Genomic DNA, 20,735 nt, shown 5'->3' on the forward strand with positions numbered 1-20,735 from the left:
CATACCTTTTCGCTCGCCGTCCGACCCCGACGGACGGCGACCCGCTAACATGCGCGCCGCTGCTCCATCACGAATCCTCCACCGGCCTGGGCACAGTTCTCGACGGCGGGGCCATGAAAATCCAAGGATGCAAATGCACGACGATCGGCCGGGCAATTCGCCCGCAGTCGGCCGTGAGCGGGACTCCGTTCGCGGCCATCTTCGTGATTCGACGGCAGAAATACACGCCAGTCTGGAAGGTCTGCCGATCTTTTCCGCCGTTCTGGCCGGACGTGCACGGACTGACGATGTAGTGCGCCTGCTGTGGGCTTATCACGCTTTCCACACGTTCGCTTCGCTAAACCTTCAGCTTGGGTACCAGGAACTGGAAGGACTTGGCGTCCGTGCACCGGCCAGTGGCCCCCTGGCCCTGCTGGCCCGGGACCTGGACGGGCTGGGCGCCAGGCCTCCCACGCGCATCGCGGTGGCGCAGGCCAGCACCAGGCCGCAAGCCGTCGGCTGGGTCTGGGTCGTGGAAGGTTCGGCCCTGGGCGCCAGGGTGATTCACCGGGCGCTGGACTCGCTCTTCGGCGAGAGCCAGGAAGGCCGTCGGTTTTTCCAGCCCTTGCCCGACAGCGGAACCCGCTGGCGAGCCGTGTGCTCGGGCATCGAAAACTACGGACGAGCACGAGACGCTCTTGGATGCATGGCCGCAGGTGCACACCAGGCCTTCGCGTGCATGGAGCGGAGCCTGAAACATGCCTATGACGAAAGCCTGACATGATCGCTGCGACCCATCCATCCACCGCGCTCGATCTCGACGCCTGCGCGCGCGAGCCGATCCACGCCCCCGGCTTCATCCAGCCCAACGGCCTGTTGCTCGTCATCGAGCCTGAAGGCGGAACCATCGTGCAGAGCGCCATCCCACGCACGCCCCGGTTGCAGAAGTACGCCTCGGTGCGCGGGCAAACCCTCGAGCGTGCGTTGGGCGGTGCGCTTGGCGGCATGGCGCAGTCCGTTCTGGCCACGCCCGAGCGCGGCACCGTCCATCTCGGCGTTGTTTCGCTCGACGACGTTGCGCATCACGTGACCGCCCATCGCGCCCAGGGCGCGATCCTGCTGGAGCTGGAGGAAGCCCGCCCCACCGAACTCGGTTCGCTCGAGGACCTCTACCCGCTCATCCGGGAGTTCATGGCCGACCTGGAGCGCGCCCCCGACACGGCGGCGCTGTGCGACCTGGCGACGCGGCAGCTGCGCCGTATCACCGGCCTCGATCGGGTGTTGATCTACCGCTTCGACACCGCATGGAACGGTACCGTGATTGCCGAGGCGCGCAACGAGGAGCTGCCGTCCTACCTCGACCTGCGTTTTCCGGCATCGGACATTCCTGCGCAGGCTCGCGAGCTGTACCGCACCAGCCGCCTGCGCCTGATCGCGAACTCCGACTACACGCCCGTGCCGCTGGAACCCACGATCAATCCCCTGACCGGCCAGCCCACGGACCTCGGTCAGGCACTGCTGCGCAGCGTATCCCCCGTGCATCTGCAATACATGCGCAACATGGGCACCGGAACCTCCATGTCCATCTCGCTGCTGCGCGAAGGCCGGCTGTGGGGGCTGGTTTCCTGCCACAACCGTTTGCCGTGCCGCGTGCCGTACAACGTTCGAACCGCCTGCGACCTGCTTGGCCAGGTCCTGGCGCTGCAGATCGCAGCCAAGGAGCACGCGGCGGACGTGGAGCAGCGTGTTTCCAGGCGGGCCATCCAGGCGCGTCTGCTCGCGCTCATGGCGGCGGAGGACGATTTCCAGAAAGGGCTGTCGCAGGAGCCCGGCCAGTTGCTGTCACTCACCCAGTCCGAAGGTGCGGCGATCGTGCACCAGGGTCGCTGCGTCCTGGTCGGCCGCACGCCAGGCGAACAGGCCGTGAAGGAGCTGGTGGGCTGGCTGGATTCGGCCCGGCATGGGGACGTGTTCCAGAGCGACAGCCTCGCAAGCGAACTGCCGGCAGCCATACGCTACAAGGATGCGGCCAGCGGCCTGCTCGCCGTTTCCATTTCGCAGATGCACGCCAGCTACGTTCTGTGGTTCCGGCCCGAGCTCGTCCACACGGTCAAATGGGGCGGCGACCCGCGCAAGCAGGATCACCCGCAACTGAGCCCGCGTACGTCGTTCGAAGCCTGGAAGGAAACCGTGCGGCTGCGGTCCCTCCCCTGGACGCAGGCCGACGTCGAGGGTGCGCTGGAACTGCGTACGGCCATCGTGGACATCGTGTTGCGCAAGGCCGAGGAAATGGCGGACCTCAATGAGCAGCTGGTCCGCAGCAACAAGGAACTGGAAGCGTTCTCCTACTCGGTGAGCCACGATCTCAGGGCTCCGTTCCGCCACATCGTGGGGTACTCGGAGCTGCTGCTGCAGTCGGCCGGCGAAAAGCTCGGCGACCAGGAGAAGCGGTTCGTGGCAACCATCATCGAATCGGCCAACTCGGCGGGAACGCTGGTGGACAACCTGCTGAGCTTCTCCCAGATGGGGCGAACCACGCTCGGCAAGGTCAAGGTGAACATGAGCCACCTGCTGGACGAGGTGCGACGGCTGCTCGAGGTGGACACGGCCGGTCGGGACATCGCGTGGAAGATCGACCCGCTTCCCACGGTCCAGGCCGACCCGATGATGCTTCGACTGGTGTTCCAGAATCTCCTGTCCAACGCGATCAAGTTTACCCGCGAGGCCGATTCGGCCGTCATCCAGATCGGTTGCGAGGCCCTGGATGACGAATACGTCTTCTGCGTGCGCGACAACGGGTGCGGCTTCGACATGCGCTACGTGCACAAGCTGTTCGGCGTGTTTCAGCGGTTGCACCACGTGGAAGAGTTCGAAGGCACAGGCATCGGATTGGCAAACGTACGGCGGATCATCGAGCGGCACGGAGGACGCGTCTGGGCCGAGGGCGAAGTAGGCAAAGGCGCAAGCGTCTATTTCACGCTTCCAAAGGCATCGGGGGGGCAGGCATGAAGGAATTGAGGCCGATACTGCTGGTCGAGGACAACCCCAAGGACGCCGAACTCACCCTGGCTGCGCTCGAGCGCTGCAAGCTGTGCAACGACGTGATCCTCGTGCGCGACGGTGCCGAGGCGCTCGACTTCCTGCGCAGCGAGGGGTCATACGCTGGCCGCGAGGACCCCGGCCCGGTCGTCATGCTGATGGACATCAAGATGCCCAAGATGAATGGCCTGGAAGTGCTGGAGGAAATCCGCCGCGACCCCCACCTGCGCAGCACCCCGATCGTGATGCTGACCTCCTCGCGCGAAGAGCAGGACCTGGTCCGCAGCTACGAGCTGGGCGTCAACGCCTTCGTCGTCAAGCCGGTGGACTTCCGCGAATTCTTCGAAGCGATCCAGGGGCTGGGCATGTTCTGGGGCATCACCAACGAACCGCCACCGCATCGCGGGAAGAGGGGCCCGTCGGCATGACGACATCGCAAGCCGAGAACCTGGACCAGGCGTCATGCATACGCATCCTCCTGCTCGAAGACAGTGCATTGGACGCCGAGCTGGTCACCAGCCAGCTTGGCGCAGCCGGCCTGCGTTTCGACCTGCACCGGGTGTGGACGCGCGAGCAGTTCCTCGAGGCGCTCGATGACGGCCCGGACGTGATCCTCGCCGATCACGTGCTGCCGCAGTTCGATGGCGATACGGCCCTCACGCTGGCCCAGGAACGCTCACCGGGCATCCCGTTCATCTTCGTCTCCGGAACCCTCACCGAGGAACTCGCCGTCCAGGCGTTGAAGCGGGGTGCCACCGACTATGTCGTCAAGCAGCGTTTGCACCGACTCCCCGAGGCGGTCCGCCGTGCGATCACCGAGGCACGGGAGCGCCATGCCCTGCGCACCACGGAGGCGGAGCTGAGCCAGAGCCGCAACCGGCTCCGCCAGATCGCCGATGCCCTGCCCGTGCTGATCGCCTATGTGGACACGAACCAGCGCTATCGCTTTGCCAACCGGGCCTACGAGGACTGGTTCGGGCTCACACAGCAGCAGATCCTCGGCCGTCATGTCGCCGACGTGACGGGCGAAGCCACCTATCAACGCGTGCGGCTGGCGATCGAGCACGTACTGGCCGGCGAACGCCAGAGCTTCGAAACGGCGGTTTCTTACCGCAACACGGCCCTTCGCCAGATGCAGATCGACTATGTGCCCGAGTGCGCGCCCGACGGGACGATCACCGGCTATTACGCCCTCGGCATGGATATCAGCAAGCGCAAGGCCGCGGAGGCTGCGCTTCGCAATCTCAACGAGACGCTGGAAAGCCAGGTACGCGAACGCACCCGTGCGTTGCTGCAGAGCGAGGCACGTCTGCGCGCGATGTTCGAAACCAGTCTTCAGCACCATGGCCTGGTTTCTCCCCAGGGCGAGCTGCTCGATGCGAACACCGCCTCGCTGGAAAGCATTCTGTGTACCCGCGAAGAGGTCGTCGGTCGCGCGTTCTGGGAAACACCCTGGTTCTCGGGCACGCCCGGCGCGCCCGAGGTGGCCCGCGCGATGGTGGAACGCGCCGCGGCGGGTGAAATCGTGCGGCAGGAGCTCACGCTCAGGTTGCCCACCGGAGAGCGCTCGTTCGACTACTCCATGCGCCCGCTGCGCGACCACAACGGAGAGCTTGTCGCCATTGTCCCCGAAGCGGTGGAAACGACCGCTCGCCGCCAGGCCGAAGAGGCCCTGCGCCAGTCGCAGAAGATGGAGGCGGTGGGACAACTCACCGGCGGCATAGCGCATGACTTCAACAACCTGCTGACGGTGATCGGCGGCAATATCGACATCGCCATGTCCCGCGCCGAACGCGCGGGCCAGCTGGAGCCGCGGGTCGCGGCCGCCCTGGAGAGTGCCCAGCGCGGGGCCGAACGTGCGGCCGCGCTTACCCAGCGGTTGCTCGCGTTCTCCCGTCGCCAACCCCTTCAACCACGACCGCTGGACCTCAACAAGCTGGTGCTGGGCATGTGCGAGCTGCTGCGCCGCTCGCTTGGGGAAACCATCGAGCTGGAGGTGTCCACGGGGCCCGGGGTCTGGAAAGTCGAGGCCGATCCAAACCAGCTGGAGGCGGCCATCCTCAACCTGGTGGTCAACGCGCGCGATGCGATGCCCTCCGGAGGCCGCATGGTCATCGAGACGTCCAACGCCTATCTGGACGCCTCCTATATCGCGAACAACGGCGAAGCGACGCCCGGCCGCTACGCCGTCGTCTGCGTCACCGACACCGGCTGCGGCATGTCGGAGGAAACGCGGGCGCGAGTCTTCGAGCCGTTCTTCACGACCAAGGAGGTCGGCCGTGGCACCGGGCTCGGGCTGTCCATGGTCTATGGTTTCATCACCCAGTCGGGTGGCCATGTGCAGATCGAATCCGAACCCGGTCAGGGAACCCAGGTAAAGCTCTATCTGCCACGGCTCCAGCGTGAAGCAGAGCAGGAATCGGACGCCCCCTGCCGCTCGGTACTGCAGGCGAGCCTGCAGGAAGAAACCGTCCTGGTCGCCGAGGACGACGACGACGTGCGCGCGTACACCGTCGAATGTCTGCGCGGACTCGGCTATCGGGTCTTGGAAGCGCACGACGGGGCTTCAGCGCTTCGCTTGCTGGAACGCCAGGAGGCTCCGGTGCGGTTGTTGTTCACGGACGTGGTCATGCCGGGCATGTCGGGCCGCGAGTTGGCCGATCGTGCCCGGGAGATCCATCCCGGTCTGCAGATCCTCTTCACTTCCGGCTACACCCGCGATGCCATAGCCAGCGGCGGGCGGCTGGAGCCCGGCATCGCGATCATCCCCAAGCCCTTTACCTATGCCAGCCTGGCGAGCAAGGTCCGCGACGTACTCGAAGGGCGATCCGGACCCTTGCAATAAGCGGCCGCGGCGACCCATGGGCGAGCCGGTGCAAAGCGCCGGCTCGCCGTGATGTTTCGCGTTACCTCCCGTGACTGCCCGGGAGCGCCGGCGACCCTGCCTGCGCTGCGAAAACCGTGAGCGTCCTTGGCGATCCGCAGACGAAATCTTGTCCTTGTGTTCACTAGTGAGTAGGCGCCACGTCGCCTTGCAGGCAAGCTTCCGGGGCTCAGCAAGTCGATGCCCACAACGCGTCGACCACAACGATGACGACGAACGCAAGCTTGCTGCATTTCCCGCCAGAGGGAGGTCGCATAGGCTCTAGACGGGATACGAGACACGGTGGCGGCACCCGGGAATTCAGCATTGAACTGGACGGCGAACAGCCTCCTCGGCTCGTTGTCGCCAGACGACGTGTCGCTACTGGCGCCCCACCTCCTGCCCTGGCCAGGCGAGGCTGGAGCCAGCCTCTACGCACCGGGTGACCATGTCGGCACCGTGTTCTTCCCGTGCGGGCCCAGCCTGGTTTCGTACCGGGTCATGCTCGAGGATGGGCGCGGCGTGGAGACGGCGCTCATCGGACGGGAAGGCGCGGTAGGCGGCATCGTCAGTCATGGCCGGCTGCCTGCCTACGCCCACGCCCTGGTGCAGTTTCCGGGGTGGTTCTACCGCATGGGAACGCGCCAGCTGGAGCAGGCGAAGATCAGCTCGCCCAGCCTGCGCCTCCAGTTCGCGCGATATGCCGATTGCATGGTGGCGCAGGTATTCCAGTCGGTCGCCTGCAACGCTGCGCATACCATCGAGCAACGTGCGGCGAAATGGCTGATCGCGGCGCTCGACCGTACCGGCGACAGCGACGTGCCGCTGACCCAGGAACAACTCGCCTCGATGCTCGGCGTCGGTCGAAGCTACATCAGCCGTGTCGTGCAGAACATGCGGCTGCGCGGCGTCCTCGAAACACGGCGGGGCACCGTGAAAGTGCACGACATGGCCGAGCTTCAGCGCGTGTCCTGCCGATGCAACGACACCGTTCGCCGGCACTTCGATGAGGTTCTCAAAGGTGTCTACCCGTCCGACGACGACGGTATCCGACCGGCGACCGGCATGCCGCCTCCCGGCATTGACGCTCCAGAGTGAGTTGGCGTCCGGCGGCCGTGAACGCTCGATATGAAGCGGAGAACTGCCGCTTCACGGGCCAGGTAGCCCGGAGGCCGACGCGCGATCACTGGAGTGGCGGAGAGAGTGGGATTCGAACCCACGGAAGGTTTGACCCTTCGCCGGTTTTCAAGACCGGTGCCTTAAACCGCTCGGCCATCTCTCCATTGGACGTTGGGCGCGTGGTTACGCCTCAGGCGATGCGATCCAGGCCCCGCAGATAGGGCCTGAGCGCGTCGGGTACGGTAATCGAACCGTCGGCGTTCTGGTAGTTCTCCATCACCGCGATCAGGGTGCGGCCAATGGCCAGGCCGGAGCCGTTCAAGGTATGGACCAGTTCCGGTTTGCCGGTTTCCACGTTGCGCACGCGCGCCTGCAGGCGGCGGGCCTGGAAGTCTTCGAAGTTCGAGCAACTGGAAATCTCGCGGTAGGTAGCCTGGCTCGGCAGCCACACTTCCAGGTCGTAGGTCTTGGTCGAACCGAAACCCATGTCGCCGGTGCAAAGCAGCATCCTGCGGTACGGCAGGCCGAGCAGCTGCAAGACCTTTTCGGCGTGGCCGACCATTTCCTCCAGTTGCGCGTACGAGTCGCCGGCGCGAGCCACCTGCACCATCTCGACTTTCTCGAACTGGTGCTGGCGGATCATGCCGCGGGTGTCGCGGCCGTAGCTGCCCGCCTCGGCGCGGAAGCACAGCGTGTGGGCGGTCATGCGCAGCGGGAGCGCGTCGTTGTCCTGGATGGTGTCGCGCACCAGGTTGGTCAGCGGCACTTCGGCGGTGGGGACCAGGTAGCGCTTCGATTCGCCGACTTCGGTAGCGAACAGGTCGTCCTCGAACTTGGGCAACTGGCCGGTGCCCTGCATGCTTTCGGCATTGACCAGCACCGGAACGTTGCATTCGAGGTAGCCGTGCTCGCCGGTGTGCAGGTCGAGCATGAACTGGCCCAGCGCGCGGTGCAGGTGGGCCAGCTGCCCGCGCAGCACGGTGAAGCGCGCGCCGGAGAGCTTGGCGCCGGCGTCGCCATCGAGCCAGCCGTGGCGCTCGCCCAGTTCGACGTGGTCCTTGACCTGGAAGTCGAAGTGGCGCGGCTCGCCCCAACGGCTGATCTCGACGTTGTCGTGCTCGTCCCTGCCGATCGGCACCGACTCGTGCGGAAGGTTGGGAATGCCCAGTGCGATGCCGGCAAGCTTGCACTGCACGTCACCGAGCGCCTGCTCGTTGGCCTTGAGCCGGTCGCCGATGCCGGCGACTTCGGCCATCAGGGGCGCGACGTCCTCGCCCCTGGCCTTGGCCTGCCCGATTGCCTTGGAACGGGTATTGCGCAGGTTCTGCAGTTCTTGCGTTTCGGTGGACAGGCGCTTGCGCTCGGCCTCCAGCGCTTCGACGGCTTCGACGTCCAAGTCGAAGTTGCGGGTTTGCTTGAGGCGCGCGGCAGTCTCGGCCAGGCGAGCGCGCAGGAGGGCGGGGTCCAGCATGGGGGCGTTCCGTCGGAGTGCTTGAACGGTCGATTATCGCCGTCGCGGCCACGCGCTAGCAACGCGCGGCCGCCCCCGAAGGCCTGCAGGCGCTACCTGTGGCCGCCTGCTGACCGAGACTCAGGCAGGCTTGCGTTCGCGCCGGCCGATCCACCAGGCCATCGCGGCACCAGCGAGCAGCCAGCCGATTACCTGCTCCACCAGCGCCGCCGCCGTGAAGCTGGCCGGGAATCGATACCAGTTCCAGTACGGCACCATGGTGCTCAGCCAGGCGAATACCGCCGCGGCGCCGGCCAGGCCAAGGCGGCGGCCCAGGCCGAGCCCGGGCACGCTCATCAGGATCGCCAGCACGAGCGCGGCGAGTGTGTCGCCCACCCACTGCGTCGCCAGCTGCGGGCCCATGTGGGTCATGTCCTCGCCTTGCGGCAGGTAGACCACCCAGGCGTAGGGCGCGGCGCTGGCCTTGGCGCCGTAGGCCTTGACGGCGGCCTCATCGTGCATCGCGTCCGGGTCGAGCCACGGAAGGATGTAGACGCCCGGCTCGTTGCCCAGGCCCTCGTGCAGGCTGGCCAGCACCATCTCTTCGTGGGCCGGCGGGCGGATGCCCGGGTTGCCCAGACCCAGCGCCATGTGGGCCACGGCACCCCAGATGAACATCACGATGCCGCCGATCAGTGCCGCGATCACGATACGCATGGTGCTCCCCTCCCCGGTTGGTCGGCTGACTCTAGGGAGGCGGACGGTCGGAGATCAAGCGCGGGGATGCCTGTCGCGCTACTTGTCGCGGGCCTGGCGGCGGGCCTCACGCAGGGCGTGCAGCTTCTCACGCAGCTTCTGCTCGAGACCGCGGTCGACCGGCTCGTAGAACAGCGTCCCTTCCAGCGCGTCGGGCAGGCATTGCTGGCCCAGCGCGATACCGCCGGCGGCGTCGTGGTCGTACTGGTAGCCCTTGCCGTAGCCCAGCCCCTTCATGAGCTTGGTGGGCGCGTTGCGCAGGTGCATGGGCACCTCGAGCGTGCCGGTGTCGCGCACCGCGGCGCGGGCCTTGTTGTAGGCCATGTAGGCGGCATTGCTCTTGGGCGCGATCGCCAGCCAGATGGCAAGCTGCGCCAGACCCAGTTCGCCCTCCGGGCTGCCCAGGCGCTCATAGGTGTCCCACGCGTCCAGCGCCATGCGCCAGGCGCGCGGCTCCGCCAGCCCGACGTCCTCGACCGCCATGCGGGTCATTCGGCGGGCCAGGTAGAGCGGGTCGCAGCCGCCGTCGAGCATGCGGCAAAGCCAGTACACGGCCGCGTCCGGGTCGGACGAGCGCACCGATTTGTGCAGCGCCGAGATCTGGTCGTAGAACTGCTCGCCGCCCTTGTCGAAGCGGCGTGTGCGGTCGGCCAGCACCTGGGTCAGGGTCGCTTCGTCGATGCGCCCGTCGTGGGCCAGCTCCGCGGCGATTTCCAGCAGCGTGAGCGCGCGGCGCACGTCGCCGTCGGCCGCCTGGGCGATCAGCTTCAGGGATTCGGCGTCGATCCCCAGGTGCAGGCGGCCCAGACCTCGCTCGTCGTCGGCGAGCGCGCGCTCCAGTGCGGCCACGATGGCCTCGGTCGATACCGCCTCCAGCACGTGGACACGGCAGCGCGAGAGGAGCGCGGAATTGAGTTCGAACGAGGGGTTCTCGGTGGTGGCGCCGACGAACACGATCACACCGCGTTCGATGTGCGGCAGGAAGGCATCCTGCTGCGCCTTGTTGAAGCGATGCACCTCGTCCACGAACAGCACCGTACGCCGGCCCTGCGCGAAGTTCGCCTCCGCCTCCGCCAGGGCCTTGCGCACGTCCGGCAGGCCGGAGAGCACGGCGGAGATGGCGTGGAAGTCGGCATCGGCGTAGCGCGCGACCAGCAGGGCCAGCGTGGTCTTGCCGCAGCCTGGCGGGCCCCACAGCACCATCGAGTGCACCTTGCCCGCTTCCAATGCGCGGCGCAGCGGCGAGGCGGCCGCGGTCAGCCGTGGCTGGCCGACGATTTCGTCGAAGCTGCGCGGACGCATGCGCTCGGCCAGCGGCTTGAGCGCGTCGGACTCGGGGAAAAGGGAGACAGTCTCGGGCATCGCAGGATGATAGCGCCCGTTGCGTGGTGGGCGTGGCGGGTTGCCGGCCCGCGTCGCGCACAGGTGCGCTCCTACAGGGATGTCGTGCGCTGGCGGTAGAGGCTGTAGAGGGCGCCGCACAGGCCGGTCAACACGGCCGGGATCAACAGGCTCCGCTCGCGCAGGTGTGCGAACAGGAGAGCGCCGGCGACACCGCCCAGCATGAAGCTGCCGATGACCAGCAGGCAGACGCGCACCCGCAGGATGTCCACCTCCAGCCCGCGCAGGCGATGGCCGAGGTAGATCCCAAGGTCGGTGAACATGCCCGAGACGTGGGTGGTGCGGAAGACGGCGCCGCTGTAGGTACTCACCATGCCGTTCTGCAGGCCGCAGGCCATCGAGGCCAGCCACAGGCCGGCCGACCACTCCCGGTCCAGCAGCGGCACGGCGACGAAAAGCAGCAGCGATTCGATCAGCAGCGCCACGCCATAGGGCCGGCCCAGCTTGAGCGTGCTTTTCTGCACGATCGCACCGCTGGCCATCGCGCCGATGACGAAGGCGAGCAGGGAAAGCGTCCAGTGCAGCGCTTCGCCGCCGTCCCCGGTGCCCAGCGAGATGCCGAGCAGCGTGGTCGAGCCGGTCAGGTTGCTGATCGACTGGTGGCGGAAGCCCATGTAGCCGGCCGCGTTGACCAGTCCGGCGATGAAGGCGAGCACTGCGCCCCCCACCCACGCCCAGCGCGGCAGTTGGCGCAGCACGGGCATGGCCGGATCAGTCCTTCAGCGGATGGGTGGTCATCACCGGGAGATCGCCGATCACGTCGGCGCCCGGCGGCGGGGTGAAGTTGAAGGTGGAAGGCGGCAGGTCGACGTTGCGCTGCCAGTCGGAGAAGCGGATGTCGGTGACCGCGCCGAGCTGGTCGCGAAACACCATGCGCTCGAGGCCCTGCGCGCCGAAGCCCAGGTCCGCGTAGTCGAACTGCGGGTCCTTGGCCCTGGAGCTCAGGCGCAACCAGGTGAGGCCATCGCGCTCGCCGCGTTCGGTGACAGCGAAGTCCTTGTCGAGTTGCTTCAGATCGGTGATGACGGTGAGTGGGCTGTGCGCCTCTTCCGTGCTCTGCACGCGCACGGTGACCTGCTCCAGCTCCGGGTCGTACAGCCATACGCGACTGCCGTCGGCGACGATGGTCTGCTTGTACGGCTCGAGCGTGTCCCAGCGGAACTGGCGCGGTGCCTGCAACGCGAGCGTGCCCGAGCTGGTCTTGGCCCCCTGCCCGCTGGCATCGGTGAGGGTCTGGGTGAAATGGCCCTTGAGCGAATGCAGGTTGGTGGCGAAGGCGTCCAGGCGCTGGCGCGCGGGGCCGGTGGCCGCGTGGGCCAGGCTCGCAAGGGAAAGCGCGAGCGTGGCAAGGAAGATGGTGGCGAGACGGTTCATGGAAGCCCTGTTCCTGGGAACGTGCGGGAAATTTTCAGTCGCGGCGGCTTAATCGCGACACAAGCGGATTGTAGGCCGTGGGGCGGACGCATGGCCGCGACATAAGCGACACCCTGTAGGAGCGCCCTCGGGCGCGACCGCGGTGGTTCATGCATGGCGGTCGCGCCCAAGGGCGCTCCTACAGGGAATGGTGGCGCGGGTAAGCGGCTACTTCGGAGGGGGCGGTGCGAGCACTTCGCGGTTGCCGTTGTGCTGTGGCGCGCTGACCACGCCGTCATGCTCCATCTGCTCGATCAGCCGCGCGGCGCGGTTGTAGCCGATGCGAAGGTGACGCTGTACGCCGGAAATCGAGGCGCGGCGGGTCTGCGTGACCACAGCGACCGCCTTGTCGTACAGCTGCGCGTCGGCATCGCCACCTTCTTCGCCGTCCTGCGGCAGGCCCGAGTCATTGATGAACTTGCCGTCGGAAGTGGCCTGCACCTCCTCCAGCACGCCCTCGATGTACTGCGGTGCGCCCTGGGCCTTGAGCCAGGCGACCACGCCATGCACTTCGTGGTCGTCCACGAACGCGCCATGGACGCGCTCGGGCGTGGCGGTGCCGGGCGGCAGGTAGAGCATGTCGCCGTGGCCGAGCAGCGCTTCGGCGCCGGACTGGTCCAGGATCGTGCGCGAGTCGATCTTGCTGGAGACCTGGAAGGCGATGCGGGTCGGGATGTTCGCCTTGATCAGGCCGGTGATCACGTCCACCGACGGGCGCTGCGTGGCCAGCACCAGGTGCACGCCCGCGGCGCGCGCCTTCTGCGCCAGGCGGGCGATCAGCTCCTCCACCTTCTTGCCGACGATCATCATCATGTCGGCGAATTCGTCGATGATGATGACGATGTAGGGCAGCGGCTCCAGCGGCTCGGCGGCCAGGTTGGGCATCTCGGGATTGGGGCGGAACAGCGGGTCGAGCAGCGGTTGGCCGGCCGCCTCCGCGTCCTTCACCTTCTTGTTGAAACCACCCAGGTTGCGCACGCCCACCGCGGCCATCAGCTTGTAGCGGCGCTCCATCTCGGCCACGCACCAGCGCAGCGCGTTGGCCGCCTCCTTCATGTCCGTCACGACCGGTGCCAGCAGATGCGGGATGCCCTCGTAGACCGAGAGCTCCAGCATCTTCGGATCGATCATGATCATGCGCACGTCTTTCGGGCTCGCCTTGTAGAGCAGCGAGAGCACCATTGCGTTGACCGCGACGGACTTGCCCGAGCCGGTGGTGCCTGCGACCAGCAGGTGCGGCATCTTGGCGAGGTCGGTGACCACCGGTTTGCCGCCGATGTCCTTGCCAAGCGCCAGCGCCAGCGGCGATTTCATCTGGTCGTACCTGTCCGAGCGAAGGATCTCGGACAGGTAGACGATCTGCTTCCTGGCGTTGGGGATTTCCAGGCCGATCACGTTCTTGCCCGGAATCACGTCGACCACGCGCACGCTGACCACCGAGAGGCCGCGGGCGATGTCCTTGTCCAGGCTGGAGACCTGCGAGCCGCGCACGCCGGCGGCCGGTTCCAGCTCGAAGCGGGTGATCACCGGGCCGGGGTAAACGCCGACCACCTTGGCCTCGATGCGGAAGTCCTTGAGCTTGAGCTCGACCTGGCGCGAGAGCACTTCGAGTGTTTCTTCCGAATAGCCCGGGCCCTGCTCCGGTGCCTCGTCCAGCAACGACAGCGGGGGCAGCTCGCCAGGCTGCGAGGCGCCGACGAACAGCGGGATCTGGGTTTCCAGCTTGGCGCGCTCGCTCTTGGCCACCGGTGCGGGCGGCGTCTCGATGCGTACCGGCTCGCGCTTGGCCTGCTTCACGGCCTCGGCCTTCTTGACCACCTCGCGCTCGGCACGCGCCTGCTGCGCCTTGGCCACTTCCGGCGCCTGCTTGAGCTTGCCGCGCAGCCAGCCGAAGGCGACCAGCGTGCCCTGCCCGGTCCAGTCCATCACCTTGAACCAGGACAGCCCGGTGGCAAGCGTCACCGCGATCAGGAACAACGCCAGCAGCAGCAGCGGCGCGCCCTTCTCGCCGAACGCCTGCAACAGGCCGTGCCCGACCCACTGCCCGATGATGCCGCCGGTGCCCTGCGGCAGCACCGGCTCGCTGAAGTTCAGATACATCAGCGCCGGCGCGGTGATGAAGAAGAAAACGAAACCGATCAGCCGCAGCGAGGATTCCCAGGGATGCTCCGCTTTTTCGCCGCGCTGGCGCAGCACCTGCACGCCCAGCAGCAGGAGCAGCAGCGGGAAACAGTAGGAGACCCAGCCAAAGATGTAGCGCAGCAGGTTGGCGATGTTGGCGCCGACAGCGCCACCCAGGTTGCGCGCGTGTTCGACCGAACCGACGTGGCCCCAGCTGGGATCCTGGTCGTTGTAGCTGGCCAGGCAGACCAGCAGGTAGACGGCCAGCGGCAGCAACAGCAGCGCGCCCGCTTCACGCAGGCGGCGCTTGGCTTCTTCGCTCAGGCCAGTGGATTCAGGTGCTTTCTTTACGTTTGCTGCGCTTCGCGCCACCGGAGTGGATTCCCCTCGAGACTTCATCCCAAGTCTACACAGGGCACGCAGGGGGTAGTAGCTTGATTTTTCTGGAAAGGCGCCGGTTTGGAAGGCGTGGCTCTTCCGGCCGGAGAGCGGTGCCGGAATGCGGTCCGGGCGGAGCGGAACATCACGCCCTGCCGGACCGCTTACCCGCCTGAATCCCCGTTCCCCGGAGGAAGCGGGGATTCAGGCGCCGGGGATCAGGCCATGCCCTGCAGCGCAGGATGCACCAGCTTGCCGCCGTCCACGTTGATGCCCACGCGCAGCGGCTCGAAGTCGCGCCATTCCTTGCCGGCGGCCAGACGCTGCACGTACGGCAGGATCGCCGCCGAGATCGCCACCGAAGAGGTCTGCGGCACGGCGCCCGGCATGTTGGTCACGCAGAAGTGCGTCACGCCGTGCACGTCGTAGGTCGGCTCCTTCCAGGTGGTCGGCCGGGAGGTCTCGAAGCAGCCGCCCTGGTCGATCGAGATGTCGACCAGCACCGAACCCTTCTCCATGGTCTTGACCATGTCCTCGGTCACCACGCGCGGGGCCTTGGCACTGGGAATCAGCACGGCGCCCACGACCAGGTCGGCATCGCGCACTTCCTGCGCCACCGACGACTCGTAGGCGTACAGCGCAGTCACGTTCGGGCCCATCGCCATCATTTCGGCCAGGCGGTCCTGGCGCTTGTCGAACACCACCACGTTGGCGCCCGCGGCCGCGGCCAGCGCGGCGGCGTTGCCACCGGCGGCGCCGGCGCCCAGCACGACGACCTTGCCGCGCGGCGTGGAGGCCATGCCGCCGAGCAGCTTGCCCTTGCCGCCCTGCGGACGGTGCAGCAGCGTGGTGCCGATCTGGGTGGCGATGCGGCCGGCGATCACCGACATCGGCAGCAGCAGCGGCAGGCCGCCATTCTCCTCGACCGACTCGAACGCCACGCCGGTCAGGCCGATGTCGAGCAGCGACTTGGTCAGCGCCGGCTCGGCGGCCAGGTGCAGGTAGCAGAACAGCAGGTGGTGCTTCTTCAGCAGGGCCAGGTCGCCGGCGATCGGCTCCTTGACCTTGACGATCAGCTCGCCCTTCTCGTACAGGGCGGCAGCATCCGGAACGACGGTGATGCCTTCCTTGGTGTAGGCCTCGTCGGAGAAGCCGCTCTTCTCGCCGGCACCGGCCTGGATGAACACCTCGTGGCCGCGCCGGACCAGGTCGGCGGCAGCGGCGGGAACGAGGGCGACGCGCCCTTCGAGGGTCTTGGTTTCGGAAGGAATACCGATACGCATGGCAGTTAGCAATCCTGTGGGGTTGGGCCGGCGCAACGCGTCGACAGTGTGGGAAACCGATCAGTGGCGGCTTGAATCGCCCGTCGCCCTTCCCCATCCTTGCGGGTTCCAAGCGCCGACTCTGCGGCGCGGCAGCATCCATGTCGCGCCCGGTCGAGGCAAATAACGATCAAAGCCGCCAGCAAACCCAAGGATTATAACGATGAGCACCCCCAAACACAGCCGCCTGCTGATCCTCGGCTCGGGCCCCGCCGGCTACACCGCAGCGGTGTATGCCGCGCGCGCCAACCTCAAGCCGACGCTGATCACCGGCCTGCAGCAGGGCGGCCAGCTCATGACGACTACGGAAGTGGACAACTGGCCGGGCGACGTCGAGGGCCTGCAGGGCCCCGCGCTGATGCAGCGCATGGCCGAGCACGCCGAGCGCTTCCACACCGAGATGATCTTCGACCACATCCACGTCGTGGATCTCAACCAGCGTCCGTTCCGCCTCAAGGGCGATTCGGGCGAATACACGGCCGACGCGCTGATCATCGCCACCGGCGCCACCGCCAAGTACCTGGGAATCGCCAGCGAGGAGAAGTTCAAGGGGCGCGGCGTGTCCGCCTGTGCGACCTGCGACGGCTTCTTCTTCCGCGAGCAGGACGTGGTGGTGGTCGGCGGCGGCAATACGGCGGTGGAAGAAGCGCTCTATCTCGCCAACATCGCGCGCAAGGTCACCCTCGTGCATCGCCGCGACAAGCTGCGCGCCGAGAAGATCATGCAGGACAAACTGTTCGAGAAGGCCGCCGCCGGCAAGGTCGAGCTGGTCTGGAACAGCACCATCGACGAGGTGCTGGGCGACCAGTCCGGCGTGACAGGCGTGCGGGTGAAGGACGTCAATTCCGGTGCCACCCGCGATATCGAGGCGACCGGCTTTTTCGTCGCCATCGGCCATACGCCCAACACCGGCATTTTCGAAGGCCAGCTGGAAATGCACGACGGGTATATCAAGATCCGCAGCGGCACCAGCGGCATGGCGACCGCGACCTCGGTGCCGGGCGTATTCGCCGCCGGCGACGTGGCCGACCACGTCTATCGCCAGGCGATCACCTCGGCTGGGTTCGGCTGCATGGCTGCGCTGGACGCCGAGCGCTGGCTCGACCAGCAGCACCTGATCGGCTGAGTCCGGCCCGGCCGCCAGGGCATGCCGGAACGGGCGACGAACCCCGAAGGAGCGCACCCTGTGCGCGACTATCCGTAGCGCCAACCCGTCGATCGCGCACAGGGTGCGCTTCGACAGACGAGTCAAAGAAAAAGCCCCATGCGCGAGCATGGGGCTTTTCTTTCATCAAGACGCGAGGAGTGCGATCAGGCCGCCACTTCCACGCCCGAAGCCTGGGCGCCCTTCGGGCCCTGGGTGACTTCGAACTTCACGCGCTGGCCTTCCTGAAGGCTGCGGAAACCCTTGGAGTTGATGGCCGAGAAATGGACGAACACGTCCTCCCCACCGTCCTCAGGCGCGATGAAGCCAAAGCCCTTGGCATCGTTGAACCACTTGACCGTACCGAAACGCATTGCGTGAACCTCTGACTAGGACTGGATGCACCAAGGTGTTTGAGCTGGACCGCCGTTTCCCCTTGGTCAGCCGCCCCTGGCACGGACAAAAGTATCAGCATGTTTACCGGTAAAGCGCAATATGCGGGATTAACTTTCGTGCGATAACGCCATTAGCTGATTAGGACAGCATTGCCTTCAGCAATACCGGAACCTGTGCCGTGGCGGCCGCCAGATGGGCAAAAATCTCCTCGATGCTGATTTCCGCCTCGTCCCCGCAGCCGGCGGCGAAGTTCGCCACCAGCGACAGGCAGGCGTATTGGAGCTCCAGTTCGCGCGCCAGGGCCGCCTCCGGCATGCCGGTCATGCCGACCAGGTCGCAGCCGTCACGCTTCATGCGGGCGATCTCGGCGCGCGTTTCCAGCCGCGGCCCCTGGGTGGCGCCGTAACAGCCGCCGTCGATCACCGCGATGCCCGCCCTCCCCGCCGCATCCAGCAACGCCTGCCGCAGCGAGGCGGTATAGGGCTCGCTGAAGTCGATGTGCTTGACCTCGGCGCCCTCGACGTCGCAGAAGCTGGTGGCCCGGCCATGGGTGTAGTCGATCAGCTGATCAGGCACCACCAGCGTGCGCGGGCCCATGTCGCCTCGGATGCCGCCTACCGCGTTGACGCCGATCACCCGCCGTGCACCCAGCGCGTGCAGCGCCCACAGGTTGGCGCGGTAGTTGACCCGGTGCGGCGCCAGCGTGTGGCTTTCGCCGTGGCGCGCCAGGAAGGCCAGCCGCTTGCCGGCGAAGTCGCCCAGCACCACCTCGCCCGAGGCCGGGCCGTAAGGGGTTTCCAGCGCGCGCCGGCTGACGTTCTCCAGGCCCGGGAACTGGTACAGGCCGCTACCGCCGATGACGGCCAGGTCGATAAGGGAAGACTCTGCCATGGATCAAACCCGCAAACGGAAGAGAGGAAACGGGGGCGCGGGAGGCGCCGTAGGGTGGGCTTCAGCCCACGATTCGCACGCTGCGGCGGGACGTCGGTGGGCTGAAGCCCACCCTATGACCGCAACGCATAGATGGCCGGCAAATTGCGGCCCTGCTCGTAGTAATCCATGCCGTAACCGAACACGTAGCGGTCGGGCAGCTCCACGCCGTTGAAGTCCGAGGCGATGCCAGCCACGCAACGGTCATGCAGCTTGCGGCAGAGGCTCGCGATCAGTACGCGCCTGGCGCCGCGCTTCATGCAGTCGTCGCGCACGGCCTTGAGCGTGTGGCCCTCGTCCAGGATGTCGTCGACCAGCAGTACGGTGCGACCGGCCAGCGCCGCCTGCGGTTCGCGCAGCCAGCACAGGTCGCTGCCGGCGGTGGCGCCGCGGTAGCGGGTGGCGTGCACGTAGTCGAACTCAAGGTCGGTGCGGATCGACAGCGCGAGCTGGCCGGCGAACATCAGCGCGCCGTTCATCACGGTCAGGAACACGGCGCGCTCGCCGTCCAGGGCGGCGTCGATGCGCCGACCGAGGTCGGCGATCACGGTTTCGAGTTCGTCGCGCTCGAACAGCACCTCGGCGTTGGCCAGCGCCTGCGCCAGCGGGGGAAGCGGAGTGGTCATGCGTTTCCTTCGGGTTCGTGCAGCGCGGTAACGCGTGCGATGAAGCGGTCGCGCTGCGGATTGTCCAGGAGGCCCTCCCAGGTCGCGCCGATGGCGCCACGCAGCGGTGCGAGGCGCTCCACGGCGTCGTCGGCCAGGGGCGGCAATGCGGCGATCGCCTCATCCACCACCTCGGGGAAGCAGGCCAGCACCAGGTCGCAGCCGGCGGCCAGGTGGGCTTTCACCCGCGCGCCCACGCCACCGGCGGCGCCCGCTGCGGCCATGCTGATGTCGTCGCTGATGACGATGCCGCCGAAGCCCAGTTCGCCACGCAGGATGTCCTCGATCCAGATGCGCGAGAAGCCGGCCGGACGGTCGTCGACCGCCGGGTAGATCACGTGCGCCATCATTACCGCCTCGGCATGCGCCTCGACCGCCTCGGCGAACGGACGCAGGTCGGCGTCGCGGATGGCTTCCAGCGGGCGTGGATCGACCGCCTGCGCCTTGTGCGTGTCGGCAGCCACCGAACCGTGGCCGGGGAAGTGCTTGAGCACCGCCGCCATCCCGCCCAGGTGCATGCCGCGCACGTAGGCCTGGGCAAGTTCGCCGGCGATCGCCGGGTCCGCGTGGAACGCGCGCGGGCCGATCGCCGCGCTGCCGCGGGCGAGGTCCACGACGGGAGCGAAGCTGAAATCCACGCCGCAGGCGCGCAGCTCGCTCGCCATGACCCAGGCATGCTCCTCGGCCAGACGGACGGCATCGTCCGGATCGCGCGCATAGGCGGCTCCGATCCTCGACAGCGCGGGCAGCCGGGTGAAACCCTCGCGGAAGCGCTGCACCGGGCCGCCTTCCTGGTCGACCGCTATCAGCAGGTGCTCGCCACCGGCCTGGCGGATGGATTCGGCGAGGCTCATCAGCTGCTCGCGGTTGGTGTAGTTGCGTGTGAACAGGATGACCCCCGCCACGCCCGGCGCGACCAGCCAGTCGCGCTCGCGTGGTTCGAGTTCCAGACCGGCCAGTCCGATCAGCAGCATGCCTGCTCTCCTGCGGTCCGTTCGCCGTCGGCCGCGGCGCGCTCGGCCTCGGTCCAGTGCGCGAACGGGTGCGCGACCAGGTTGACGTTGTAGTAGCGCGCCAGCGCGCTGACCTCACGGCCCAGCCAGGCCGGGCGCGGAAACGCGGCATCGGTGGCGGGAAGCTCCACCTCGGCGACTACCAGGCCGGCGTTGTCGCCGAGGAACTCGTCGATCTCGAAGAGTGTCCCGTCGACCTCGACGTGGTGACGCACCTTCTCGAGCACACCGTCACAAAGCGAGGCCAGCATCGACTGTGCGTCCTCGAGCGGTATCGGGTATTCGAACTCGGCGCGTTCGATGCCGACGGTGGCGCTCTTGATGTTCAGCCACGCCCGCTCGCCTGCGAGGCGCACCCGCACCGAGGCGTGCGCGTGGCCCTCGTGCAGCGCCTGCGCGCCGACCAGGTAACCCTGGGCAATCTGCTCGCTGCGCACGATCGACTGGCGCCAGATGTCGCCAGTCAACAGGAATTTGCGTTCGATCTCGGTGGCCATCGGAAGCGGCAAGCGCAAAGCGGATCGTCAAGGATAGGCGCTGGGGGGCGTGATGGCGAGAACTGCGGCCGTACGGAGCGTTCCGTTCACCAGCCCTTGGCCGCGAGCGCGGGGAGGTGCGCCAGGCGGGAGTTCATTCCAGGCCGAGTGCCTTGGTGGTCATGCGCAAGGTCTCCCCCATCCGCCCTGCGGGCACCTTCCCCCGTAAACGGGGGGAAGGATCAAGGGGCACGGAGCGGCGGTCCCTAG

At 67.1% G+C, this 20,735-nt stretch carries 18 protein-coding genes and 1 tRNA gene; 6 read left to right on the plus strand and 13 right to left on the minus strand.

What is annotated here, in order from left to right; translation table 11 throughout:
• The first annotated feature begins 133 nt into the window (after positions 1 to 133).
• The 5 genes from ACFWZU_RS13655 to ACFWZU_RS13675 all read left to right on the plus strand — a co-directional run bounded on the left by ACFWZU_RS13655 (position 134) and on the right by ACFWZU_RS13675 (position 6,979).
• Entirely contained in the window at positions 134 to 763 is a 630-nt protein-coding gene (locus ACFWZU_RS13655) for a biliverdin-producing heme oxygenase (RefSeq protein WP_439702093.1), read from the plus strand.
• The gene (locus ACFWZU_RS13660) at positions 760 to 2,988 is read left to right on the plus strand and encodes an ATP-binding protein (protein WP_439702094.1); all 2,229 of its coding nucleotides are present in this window, start codon (positions 760 to 762) and stop codon (positions 2,986 to 2,988) included. The genes ACFWZU_RS13655 and ACFWZU_RS13660 overlap by 4 nt, the downstream gene beginning before the upstream one ends.
• Positions 2,985 to 3,446 carry a response regulator gene (locus tag ACFWZU_RS13665; RefSeq protein ID WP_439702095.1) on the plus strand — a complete coding sequence of 154 codons (462 nt, stop codon included), beginning with the start codon at positions 2,985 to 2,987 and terminating at the stop codon, positions 3,444 to 3,446. The genes ACFWZU_RS13660 and ACFWZU_RS13665 overlap by 4 nt, the downstream gene beginning before the upstream one ends.
• Entirely contained in the window at positions 3,443 to 5,863 is a 2,421-nt protein-coding gene (locus ACFWZU_RS13670) for a PAS domain-containing protein (RefSeq protein WP_439702096.1), read from the plus strand. The genes ACFWZU_RS13665 and ACFWZU_RS13670 overlap by 4 nt, the downstream gene beginning before the upstream one ends.
• A gap of 345 nt (positions 5,864 to 6,208) precedes the next feature.
• A complete protein-coding gene (locus tag ACFWZU_RS13675) occupies positions 6,209 to 6,979 on the plus strand; it encodes a Crp/Fnr family transcriptional regulator (protein ID WP_439702097.1) in 771 nt (256 codons plus the stop codon).
• Positions 6,980 to 7,073: 94 nt separating this feature from the next.
• On the opposite strand, the gene ACFWZU_RS13680 is transcribed toward ACFWZU_RS13675, so the two are convergent.
• From ACFWZU_RS13680 to ald, 8 genes are all read right to left on the minus strand, one after another.
• Positions 7,074 to 7,163 (minus strand) — tRNA-Ser (locus tag ACFWZU_RS13680).
• A gap of 27 nt (positions 7,164 to 7,190) precedes the next feature.
• Positions 7,191 to 8,471: a serine--tRNA ligase gene (gene serS, locus ACFWZU_RS13685; RefSeq protein WP_439702098.1), complete on the minus strand. Its 1,281-nt coding sequence runs from the start codon at positions 8,469 to 8,471 to the stop codon at positions 7,191 to 7,193.
• Between the two features lie 120 nt (positions 8,472 to 8,591).
• Positions 8,592 to 9,167 carry a hypothetical protein gene (locus tag ACFWZU_RS13690; protein WP_439702099.1) on the minus strand — a complete coding sequence of 192 codons (576 nt, stop codon included), beginning with the start codon at positions 9,165 to 9,167 and terminating at the stop codon, positions 8,592 to 8,594.
• 78 nt (positions 9,168 to 9,245) lie between these two features.
• A complete protein-coding gene (locus tag ACFWZU_RS13695) occupies positions 9,246 to 10,568 on the minus strand; it encodes a replication-associated recombination protein A (protein WP_439702100.1) in 1,323 nt (440 codons plus the stop codon).
• 71 nt (positions 10,569 to 10,639) lie between these two features.
• Positions 10,640 to 11,311 carry a YoaK family protein gene (locus tag ACFWZU_RS13700; RefSeq protein WP_439702101.1) on the minus strand — a complete coding sequence of 224 codons (672 nt, stop codon included), beginning with the start codon at positions 11,309 to 11,311 and terminating at the stop codon, positions 10,640 to 10,642.
• Positions 11,312 to 11,318: 7 nt separating this feature from the next.
• On the minus strand, positions 11,319 to 11,981 hold the full coding sequence (lolA, locus tag ACFWZU_RS13705; protein ID WP_439702102.1) for an outer membrane lipoprotein chaperone LolA: 663 nt from the start codon (positions 11,979 to 11,981) through the stop codon (positions 11,319 to 11,321).
• 207 nt (positions 11,982 to 12,188) lie between these two features.
• Entirely contained in the window at positions 12,189 to 14,540 is a 2,352-nt protein-coding gene (locus tag ACFWZU_RS13710) for a DNA translocase FtsK (protein ID WP_439702103.1), read from the minus strand.
• A 197-nt stretch (positions 14,541 to 14,737) separates the two neighbouring features.
• The gene (gene ald, locus ACFWZU_RS13715; protein WP_439702104.1) at positions 14,738 to 15,802 is read right to left on the minus strand and encodes an alanine dehydrogenase; all 1,065 of its coding nucleotides are present in this window, start codon (positions 15,800 to 15,802) and stop codon (positions 14,738 to 14,740) included.
• 202 nt (positions 15,803 to 16,004) lie between these two features.
• Between ald and trxB the strand changes: the two genes are divergently transcribed.
• Complete coding sequence (gene trxB, locus ACFWZU_RS13720; protein WP_439702105.1) at positions 16,005 to 16,967, plus strand: thioredoxin-disulfide reductase; 963 nt, start codon at positions 16,005 to 16,007, stop codon at positions 16,965 to 16,967.
• A 185-nt stretch (positions 16,968 to 17,152) separates the two neighbouring features.
• Here trxB and ACFWZU_RS13725 read toward each other — a convergent pair whose 3' ends face one another.
• The 5 genes from ACFWZU_RS13725 to ACFWZU_RS13745 form a co-directional block, all read right to left on the minus strand.
• Positions 17,153 to 17,359 carry a cold-shock protein gene (locus tag ACFWZU_RS13725; RefSeq protein ID WP_090053863.1) on the minus strand — a complete coding sequence of 69 codons (207 nt, stop codon included), beginning with the start codon at positions 17,357 to 17,359 and terminating at the stop codon, positions 17,153 to 17,155.
• A 160-nt stretch (positions 17,360 to 17,519) separates the two neighbouring features.
• Positions 17,520 to 18,272 (minus strand): S-methyl-5'-thioinosine phosphorylase, encoded by a 753-nt coding sequence (locus ACFWZU_RS13730; protein WP_439702106.1) that lies wholly within the window; start codon positions 18,270 to 18,272, stop codon positions 17,520 to 17,522.
• 113 nt (positions 18,273 to 18,385) lie between these two features.
• On the minus strand, positions 18,386 to 18,937 hold the full coding sequence (locus tag ACFWZU_RS13735; RefSeq protein WP_439702107.1) for a hypoxanthine-guanine phosphoribosyltransferase: 552 nt from the start codon (positions 18,935 to 18,937) through the stop codon (positions 18,386 to 18,388).
• Positions 18,934 to 19,950 (minus strand): beta-N-acetylhexosaminidase, encoded by a 1,017-nt coding sequence (gene nagZ / locus ACFWZU_RS13740; RefSeq protein WP_439702108.1) that lies wholly within the window; start codon positions 19,948 to 19,950, stop codon positions 18,934 to 18,936. The genes ACFWZU_RS13735 and nagZ overlap by 4 nt, the downstream gene beginning before the upstream one ends.
• Positions 19,941 to 20,486: a CYTH domain-containing protein gene (locus ACFWZU_RS13745; RefSeq protein ID WP_439702109.1), complete on the minus strand. Its 546-nt coding sequence runs from the start codon at positions 20,484 to 20,486 to the stop codon at positions 19,941 to 19,943. Before ACFWZU_RS13745 ends, nagZ begins: the two co-directional genes overlap by 10 nt.
• Positions 20,487 to 20,735: the final 249 nt, after the last annotated feature.

Origin of the sequence: Frateuria sp. GZRR33 (genome assembly GCF_051900425.1) — a bacterium.
Lineage (GTDB): Bacteria > Pseudomonadota > Gammaproteobacteria > Xanthomonadales > Rhodanobacteraceae > Frateuria_A.